Below are 8750 nucleotides of genomic sequence, written 5' to 3'. Positions count from 1 at the left end.
ACCAGCGAGCGCGCCGCCCTCTATCGGCTGATCTCCCGCCGCGCCGCCGAGGGCTGCGCCGTGCTGTTTACCGAGCATGATATGGAGGCGGTCTTCGCCCACGCCGACCGCATCGCCGTGCTGCACCAGGGCCGCCTTATCGCGCAAGGAACCCCCGACGCGATCCGCGCGAACCCGGACGTTCGGGCCGCTTACCTGGGGAATAGCGATGTTGACGGTTGAAGCGCTTCGCCTCGGCTACGGCGGCCAGCCGGTGCTGGACGGGGTGAGCTTCACCCTGGCCGAAGGCGAGGCTTTGGCGCTGCTGGGCCGCAATGGCGCGGGCAAATCGACGCTGATGAAAGCCCTCATCGGCCTGCTCCCGCTGGAGGCGGGCCAAATTCACTGGCGCGGCGAGGATATTTCGCGCTGGCCGCCCTTCCGCCGCGCCCGCGCCGGGATAGGTTATGTGCCGGAAGACCGCCGGATTTTTCGCCGATCTCACCGTCGCCGAAAATCTCGCCACCGGCCTGCGCCCGCCCGATCCGGACTCGCCGCTACCGCCCTGGGATTGTAAGCGGATTCTGGAGCTTTTCCCGGCCCTCGCCCCGCTCTCGCACCAGCGCGGCGGTGCGATTTCCGGCGGCGAAGCCCAGATGCTCAGCATCGCCCGCTGCCTACTGGGACAGCCGCGCCTGCTGCTGCTCGACGAACCCGCCGAAGGCCTCGCGCCGATGATCGTGCAGGACATGATCGATGCCATCAAACTGATGAGCGCCGCCGGGCTTACCCTGCTGCTCTCGGAACAAATGCTCCCCGTCGCCCGCGCCTGTGCCCCGCGCGCGCTGCTGCTCGGCGGCGGCAGAGTTCAGGCGGCGGGGGCGACCGGGGCGCTGTTGGCGGATCGGGCTTTGACGGAACGCTGGCTGGGCGTGTGAGAGATCGTCTCGGGGGCGCTGTCCCCGAACCCCTGCCCAAGGGCGCAGCCCTTGGGGAACCGATTTACCCCTGCCGCCAGGGCAAGCCTTCCACTTTCCACCCGGCCAGCGTACCGCGATGGCGGGTTGGGTCGAGCGGGCCTTCGAAACCACCGGCGATATTATAGCAGGGGCCATAGCCCGCCTCGGTAAGGGCTTTTGCCGCCGCCAGACTGCGCACGCCGGAGCGGCAGAGCAGATAGACCGGCTGGCCGGGTTTCAGCCCCTGTTCGCGCGCTTCAGCGAGGAAGGCCGGGTTCTGCTGCCCCTCCGGCCAGGTTTGCCACGCAACGGTGAGCACGAGTTTCCCAAGGCTCGCCACATCGGGCAGGCCGACATAGGCCCATTCGGCGGGGGTGCGCACGTCGATCAGGATCGCGGCGGGATCGTTTTTCAACGCGGCCCAGGTTTCTTTGGGGGACACATCCCCGGCATAATCGCTCATCATCGGCTTCCTTAGGCGTGGACGGCGGCTGCAGCGAGGCCGCGCGCGATATCGTCGTGCAGATCCTTCAGGCTTTCGAGCCCGACCGAGAGGCGCACCAGCCCTTCGGTAATCCCCATCGCCGTGCGGTCGTCTTCGGGCATCGCGCGGTGCGTCGTCGTCATCGGATGGGTAATCAGCGAGCGCGAATCGCCGAGATTGTTGGAAATATCCACGGTTTCGAGCGCGTCCATAAAGGCCCAGGCGGCTTTGCGCCCGCCCTTCAGTTCGATGGCCAGCAGCGTGCCGCCGCGCGTCATCTGGCGCTTGCCGAGGTCATATTGCGGGTGGCTCGTGTGATGCGGATAGAGCACTTGGGCGACGGCCTTATCGCCATAGAGCTGATCGGCGAGCGCCGCCGCGCTGTCGCAGGAGCGCTCGACGCGCAAGGACAGGGTTTCGAGCCCCTTCACCAGCAACCACGCGTTGAACGGGCTCAGCGCCGGGCCGGTATGGCGCAGGAACGGCTGAAGCTTATCGGTACAAAAAGCCGCCGAGCCTAGCACCGCGCCGCCCAAACAGCGGCCCTGCCCGTCGATATGCTTGGTCGCGGAATAGGTGACGATATCGGCCCCCAGTTCCAGCGGCTTTTGCAGCAACGGCGTGGCGAAGACGTTATCGATCACCAAACTCGCGCCGACGCTATGGGCAAGGTCGGCCACGGCTTTGATATCGATCAGCGATAGGGTCGGGTTCGCCGGGGTTTCCATGAAGAAAACCTTGGTGTTCGGCTGGATCGCGGCTTCCCAGGCTTTGAGATCAGCCCCATCGACCAGGGTCGCCGTCACGCCCCATTTCGGCAACAATTGAGTGAGGATGACGTGACAGGAGCCGAACAACGCCCGCCCGGCGATGATATGATCGCCCGCCGAGACGCTGGCCGCGAGCGCGGCGAACACCGCCGCCATGCCGCTGGCGGTGCCGTGGCAGGCTTCCGCGCCTTCCAGCAGGCGCATCCGCTGCTCGAAGCCTTCCAGCGTGGGATTACGGTAGCGGGAATAAACGTACCCCGGATCGTCCCCGGTAAAGCGCGCCTCGGCTTGCGCCGCGCTTTCATAAACGAACCCCGAGGTCATAAAAATCGCCTCGGAGGTTTCGCCAAAGTTAGAACGCGCCAAACCGCCCCGCACGAGGAGAGTATCTAACTGATCTGGAGAATTGGAAAATTCGCTCATTACGCCCGCTCCTGCTGTCATTCGATCCAAAAATACGGTCGACCGGCAGGTGTTCGCGGGGGGAAAGCCCGAGCGCACGACCTTTTAGCGGATTATTTAACGTGGCCGCAAGCCGGTCGGCTCAAATCACCACGAACAGTGTCAAAATTCCTAATATGCCGCTTGGCAAATGTCAAGGATCGCGGTTTTGCCGCGATCCTCATTTTTCTACAGCATGAATGGGGCAACGCTGACGCCATGATTGATCGGCCCCGAGCCATGCCCGAACCCCGGCGCGCTTTAATGCAGGCCTGCAAATAGCTCCGCCCGCGTTCCACCGCCCGATGCACTTCCAGCCCCTGCGCCATGCCGCAAGCAATCGCTGCCGACAGAGTGGAGCCGATCCCGGCCATATGGCGGGTTTCGACGCGCGGCGCGGAATATTCGGTAATCCCGCCCTCTTCGGTCGCCAGCAGATCGACCACCGGGTCTTGATCGTCGTGCCCGCCCTTCAGCAGCACGGCTTTCGCGCCCAAGGTGAGCATCATTTGCGCGGCGTGATGGCGCTCTTCATCGGTGTGAATATCCATGCCCGCCAGAAGCTCGCCTTCGCGCAGGTTGGGCGTGATGATCGTCGTGCGCGGCAGCAGGCGGATTTTCAGATGGCGCATCCCCTCCTTATCCAGCAAGGAGCGCCCGGTTTTGGTCACGGCAACGGGGTCGAGCACTACAGGCGCATCGGGGGCCAGTTCTTCGATCACATCGGCGACGGCATTGATGAGATCGGCATTGTGCAGCATGCCGAGGTGAATAACGTCGGCCCCGATATCCTGCAACGCAAGGCGCATCTGGCGTTGCACGAAAGCCGGGGGGATCGGATGGATATCGACGATGCCCAACGTATCGCGCGCCGTTACCGCCGTTACCGCCGACATGGCATAGCCGCCCAGCGCCAGAATGGTTTTTATATCGGCCTGAATACCCGTACAGCCGCTGCTGTCGGAGCCGGCGACTACCAGAACCCGTCCCTTGATCTGCATGCCGTGCCTCCCTTATCCCAAAACCCGCCCGTTATTCCATGTCACTCTAGGCTGTCGCCAGCGCAGAGGCTACGACTGCGATCAACGCATCGACCGTCTCGGCCACTAAAACCGGATCCTCCCCTTCCGCCATCACGCGGATCAGCGGTTCGGTCCCGGACTTGCGAATGAGCAGCCGCCCCGACCCTTTCAGCCGTTGCTCGGCCGCCGCAATCGCGGTCAGAACCGGATCGAGCCCCAGCGGATCAATGCCCGGAGCGTAGCGAATATTCTTTAAGATTTGCGGAAAGGGTTTAAACACGCGCGTTAATTCGCTGGCGCGCTTGCCCGATTCGACTAGACAGGCCAAGACCTGCAAAGCGGCAATCAACCCATCGCCCGTGGTGGCATAATCGGCCAGAATCAGATGGCCCGATTGCTCGCCGCCGACATTGAAGCCCTCGGCGCGCATGGCTTCCAGCACGTAACGGTCGCCGACCTTCGTGCGTCGCAAGCCAAGCCCCTGGGCCTCCAGATGCCGCTCCAACCCCATGTTCGACATAACGGTCGCCACGATCCCGCCGCCGCGCAGCAGGCCCGCGCGCGCCCAGGCGGTCGCAATCAGCGCCATGATTTGATCGCCGTCGATGATCTGGCCGGTTTCATCGACGACGATCAGCCGGTCGGCATCGCCATCCAGCGCTAGGCCAATGTGTGCGCCATGCGCCACCGTTTGCGTCGCCAGATGCGCAACCGCCGTAGCGCCGCAGTCGCGGTTGATGTTCGTGCCATCCGGGGAGACGGCGAGCGGGATCACCTCCGCCCCCAATTCGCGCAGCACGGTCGGTGCAACGCGGTAGGCCGCCCCGTTGGCGCAATCGATGGCGATCTTCAGCCCATCGAGAATAAGCCCGCGCGGAAAACTGGATTTGGCGAATTCGATGTAGCGCCCGCCCGCGTCTTCCAGCCGTTTGGCCCGGCCGATCCGGCTCGAATCGACCAACGGCGGCAAAGCATCCGGCTCTTCGATCAGGCGGGTGATTTCCGCCTCGGCCTCGTCGGAGAGCTTATACCCATCGGGGCCGAACAGCTTGATGCCATTATCTTCGTAAGGATTGTGGGAGGCCGACACCATAATGCCCACATCCGCCCGCATCGAGCGCGTCAGCATGGCAATCGCCGGGGTCGGCAGCGGGCCGACCAGCAGCACATCCATCCCGCGCGACAGCAGCCCCGCCGTCAGCGCCGCTTCGATCATATAGCCCGACAGGCGCGTATCTTTGCCGATCACCGCCGCGTGTCGTCGCACTTGTCCCGATTGGAAATAGGCCCCGGCCGCTTGTGCGACCTGGAGGGCCATAGCCGCCGTCATAGGATGGGTGTTAGCCCTGCCCCGAATCCCGTCCGTTCCAAAAAGACTGCGCGTCATAAAACCCCGAGTACCAAAATTACCCCATTCCTATAGCAAATCACGGTGCCGTCGCCCAGGAAAGAGAATCGCACCCCCCATGCCGAAAAAGAGGGACACGCGATTATGCGTGGGTAGCGAACCAAACGGCGCGCGCCTGGGCGGTTTCGGCCACATCATGCACGCGGACGATTTGCACCCCTGCCGAAAAAGCCGTGATCGCCGCCGCCAATGATCCGCCGAGCCGGTCCTGCGGCGGCTCGTCCGCCGAGACCGCCGAAATGAACCGCTTGCGCGACGCCCCAGCAAACCGCACACCCGAGCCCGTGCAACAACTGAAGATGCCGCAACAGCGCAAGATTATGGGCAGGCATCTTACCGAAACCGATGCCGGGATCGACACAGAGCCGCGATTTCGGAATTCCCGCCGCTTCCAGCACGGCGACGCGATGGCCGAGGTAGCGATACACTTCCGCCACCACATCGCCATAGGTCGGATCATCCTGCATCGTGCGCGGATCGGGGCCACGCATATGCATAAGGATGACCGGCGCGCCGCTCTGCACCGCCACGCGAACGGCAGCAGGGTCGCCCTCAAGCGCGGTAATGTCATTGATGATATGCGCGCCCGCCGCCAACGCCGCCGCCATCACCTCGGCATGGCGCGTATCGATCGAGAGCAGCAGACCGCGATTGGCAAGCTCCCGGATGACCGGAACCACGCGCCGAATTTCTTCTTGCGGATCGACCGGCGCGGCACCAGGCCGGGTCGATTCACCGCCGATATCGAGCAGATCGGCCCCGGCGTCCATCAAGCGCAAGCCCGCAGCAATGGCGGCTTCCGGGGTGCCATGCTGGCCACCGTCGGAAAAACTATCGGGCGTTACGTTGAGAATGCCCATAATCGCCGTGTGCTGCTGGCCCAACCCATTGGGCAGAAACGCGACGCGCTGCGCGAAGATATTCACCCGCCGCGCCATCGAGGAGGCCGCTGGCGGGGTGTAATTCGACGGATAAGGAATGATATCCGCCATCGAACGCCAACCCCCGCGCAGGCGGGGCCGCGCGGGGGTGGGGTCACAGAGAATAGGCTCGAAGAGGAACTCAGCCAAAACTAAGCGCTACCCCCAGGTTGCGGCGAGGGGTTCAAATCGCCGCTGCTCGGCACCCGCCGCCCGCCGCCCGGCACCGCATTGCCGGTGGGGCCGGAGGGGGTCGGCGTCGGCGCATCGTCGGACGCATCGCGGGCGATGGATTCGCCCCGGATCAAAGCGCGCACTTCATCGCCGGAGATGGTTTCATGCTCCAACAAAGCTTTCGCCAGCCGGTGCAACGCATCCATATTCCCCGTCAGAATATCCCGCGCGCGCCCTTCGGAATAATCGATGATCCGGCGGATTTCATCATCAATGATCTTCGCCGTGGCGTCGGAGACATTCTTGCGCTGGGTGACGGAATGGCCGAGGAACACTTCCTCTTCATTCTCGCTATAGCGCAAACGGCCCAGCTTTTCGCTCATCCCCCATTCCGTCACCATCCGGCGGGCCAGCGAGGTTGCCCGATGAATGTCGTTGGAGGCCCCGGTCGTGACATTTTCCGGCCCGAAGATCAGCTCTTCCGCCATACGCCCGCCGAACAGCGAAGTAATCAGCGCTTCAAGCTCAAGCTTCGACTGGCTGTATTTATCCCGTTCCGGCAGGAACATCGTCACGCCCAGCGCGCGACCGCGCGGGATGATCGTCACCTTATGCACCGGATCATGGCCCGGCACTTCCACCATCACCAGCGCGTGCCCGGCTTCGTGATAGGCGGTGAGTTCCTTTTCCTTATCGGTCATGACCATCGAGCGGCGCTCCGCCCCCATCATGACCTTATCTTTCGCTTCTTCGAATTCCTTCATCCCGACAACGCGGCGGTTGCGGCGGGCGGCGAGAAGGGCGGCCTCGTTGACGAGGTTGGCGAGATCGGCCCCGGAGAAGCCCGGCGTGCCGCGCGCAATCACACGCGGATCAACATCGGCCGACAGCGGCACTTTACGCATATGAACCTTCAGGATCTGCTCGCGCCCGTTGATATCCGGGTTGGCGACAACGACCTGACGGTCGAAACGGCCGGGGCGCAGCAGCGCCGGATCGAGCACGTCGGGACGGTTGGTCGCCGCGATCAGGATCACGCCTTCATTGGCCTCGAACCCATCCATTTCGACCAGCAACTGATTGAGCGTTTGTTCGCGCTCGTCATTGCCGCCGCCGAGGCCCGCGCCGCGATGGCGACCGACCGCATCGATTTCGTCGATAAAGATAATGCAAGGGGCGTTTTTCTTGCCCTGTTCGAACATATCGCGCACGCGGCTCGCGCCGACGCCAACGAACATTTCAACGAAGTCGGAGCCCGAAATGGTGAAGAACGGCACATTGGCTTCACCAGCAATCGCGCGGGCCAGCAGCGTCTTACCCGTACCCGGCGGGCCGACCAGCAGTACGCCTTTCGGAATCTTGCCGCCCAAGCGCTGGAACTTCTGCGGGTCGCGCAGGAATTCGACGATTTCATTCAGTTCCTGCTTGGCTTCTTCGATGCCCGCAACGTCATCGAAAGTGACGCGACCGACCTTTTCGGTCAGAAGGCGCGCGCGCGATTTGCCGAAGCCCATCGCCTTGCCGCCGCCGGACTGCATCTGACGCATGAAGAAAATCCACACGCCGATAAAGAGCAACATCGGGAACCAGGAGACGAGAATACCGAGAATACCAGGAATACCATCCTCGATCGGCGCGGCAATAATGCGGACGTTCTGCTTCACCAGACGATCGACAAGGCCGGGGTCTTGCGGCGAATAGGTCGTGAACGTCCGGTTATCGGCGTAGCGGCCCGTAATATTCGGCCCCTGGATCGTCACTTCTGTCACGCGCCCTTGCTGAACTTCCGACAAGAAATCAGAAAAAGCGATTTGCGACTGGCCGGAGCGCGTGGACGGGCTCTGAAACAGGTTGAAGAGCGCCACCAGTAAGACGGCGATAATCGCCCAGAGCGCTAGATTTTTCCCGATATTATTCACGAGGCTCCACCCTTTCCGCACCAGATCGGGCACAAGTGGCGCACCCGATGGCATCGATCATTCCCAGTGACATGCCCCCGATCCGACCTGCCGTCAACTCCCCCGCTCCCCCCCGGCGACAAGGGGACGCAGCGGCGTCGACAAAAGCGGGGGGACAACCCTGGCATTTTTGACAAGTGGGGCACGAAGGAGGACAGTCAAGACGTTGAAACGCAGGGATTCCCGCCAGAAGCGCCGCCGGGGTCCGCGCTAGCATCGAAGCCCCCCAGGTTTGCGGCTGCTTCAGGGCGGGCGACCGGCGCAACTGCGCCGCCGCCGCCGCGCCTAAGCCACTCAGAGTCCAATCTTTTTCCAAGGCGAGAGCGCGAAACCGCCCGTCCCAGCGCGCCGATAATGCACCCGGCGGAAGCGGCAGGGGCGCGGCAAGGGCCGCAAGCTCGCGCCCGATCCAAAAGAACCGTCCCAGAGCGCACCCAGAGCGCGCCGCCGAGGGTGATCGCGTCGCGCCCCTCCGCAGCAGCCTGCAAGCGACTCAGTAGCCGCTGTACGCCCTCAAAAACGCGGTGGATAGGCACTGCCGCCCGCCCAGGCCCCCAGCCGCGCCAACGCCCGCCAGCGCACCTCCTCCGGTCCATCGGCGAGCGCGGCTATCGGCATGCGCGCGAGGCCCCAGG

General features: G+C 63.6%; 7 protein-coding genes, 2 pseudogenes and 1 riboswitch. Of the genes and pseudogenes, 3 read left to right on the top strand and 6 right to left on the bottom strand.

All coding sequences use genetic code 11. The features are described from left to right. The 3 genes from VZ95_RS11045 to VZ95_RS11040 all read left to right on the top strand — a co-directional run. Positions 1-222, top strand: a 222-nt coding sequence (locus VZ95_RS11045) for an ABC transporter ATP-binding protein C-terminal domain-containing protein (protein ID WP_045775886.1), incomplete at its 5' end; no start/stop codon positions are given. Beyond that, complete coding sequence (locus tag VZ95_RS27090; protein ID WP_232302617.1) at positions 209-556, top strand: ATP-binding cassette domain-containing protein; 348 nt, start codon at positions 209-211, stop codon at positions 554-556. The genes VZ95_RS11045 and VZ95_RS27090, both read left to right, overlap by 14 nt. Continuing rightward, positions 447-917 carry an ATP-binding cassette domain-containing protein gene (locus VZ95_RS11040; RefSeq protein ID WP_232302616.1) on the top strand — a complete coding sequence of 157 codons (471 nt, stop codon included), beginning with the start codon at positions 447-449 and terminating at the stop codon, positions 915-917. Before VZ95_RS27090 ends, VZ95_RS11040 begins: the two co-directional genes overlap by 110 nt. 64 nt (positions 918-981) lie before the next feature. On the opposite strand, the gene VZ95_RS11035 is transcribed toward VZ95_RS11040, so the two are convergent. From VZ95_RS11035 to ftsH, 6 genes and pseudogenes are all read right to left on the bottom strand, one after another. Continuing rightward, positions 982-1404 carry a rhodanese-like domain-containing protein gene (locus tag VZ95_RS11035; protein ID WP_045775885.1) on the bottom strand — a complete coding sequence of 141 codons (423 nt, stop codon included), beginning with the start codon at positions 1402-1404 and terminating at the stop codon, positions 982-984. 8 nt (positions 1405-1412) lie between these two features. Next, positions 1413-2615 (bottom strand): O-succinylhomoserine sulfhydrylase, encoded by a 1203-nt coding sequence (gene metZ / locus VZ95_RS11030; protein WP_156995241.1) that lies wholly within the window; start codon positions 2613-2615, stop codon positions 1413-1415. 64 nt (positions 2616-2679) lie between these two features. Continuing rightward, a riboswitch (SAM riboswitch) is annotated at positions 2680-2758 on the bottom strand. Between the two features lie 177 nt (positions 2759-2935). Then, positions 2936-3634 (bottom strand): annotated as a pseudogene (gene thiD / locus VZ95_RS11025) (bifunctional hydroxymethylpyrimidine kinase/phosphomethylpyrimidine kinase); the annotation flags it as partial. Between the two features lie 46 nt (positions 3635-3680). After that, the gene (gene glmM / locus VZ95_RS11020) at positions 3681-5042 is read right to left on the bottom strand and encodes a phosphoglucosamine mutase (RefSeq protein WP_045775883.1); all 1362 of its coding nucleotides are present in this window, start codon (positions 5040-5042) and stop codon (positions 3681-3683) included. A gap of 103 nt (positions 5043-5145) precedes the next feature. Then, positions 5146-5923, bottom strand: a pseudogene (folP, locus tag VZ95_RS11015) (dihydropteroate synthase). A 212-nt stretch (positions 5924-6135) separates the two neighbouring features. Then, entirely contained in the window at positions 6136-8130 is a 1995-nt protein-coding gene (gene ftsH, locus VZ95_RS11010; protein WP_084627730.1) for an ATP-dependent zinc metalloprotease FtsH, read from the bottom strand. Positions 8131-8750: the final 620 nt, after the last annotated feature.

Source organism: Elstera litoralis, assembly GCF_000963705.1.
Classification (GTDB): domain Bacteria; phylum Pseudomonadota; class Alphaproteobacteria; order Elsterales; family Elsteraceae; genus Elstera; species Elstera litoralis.
This window is presented reverse-complemented; position numbering and strand designations above follow the sequence as displayed.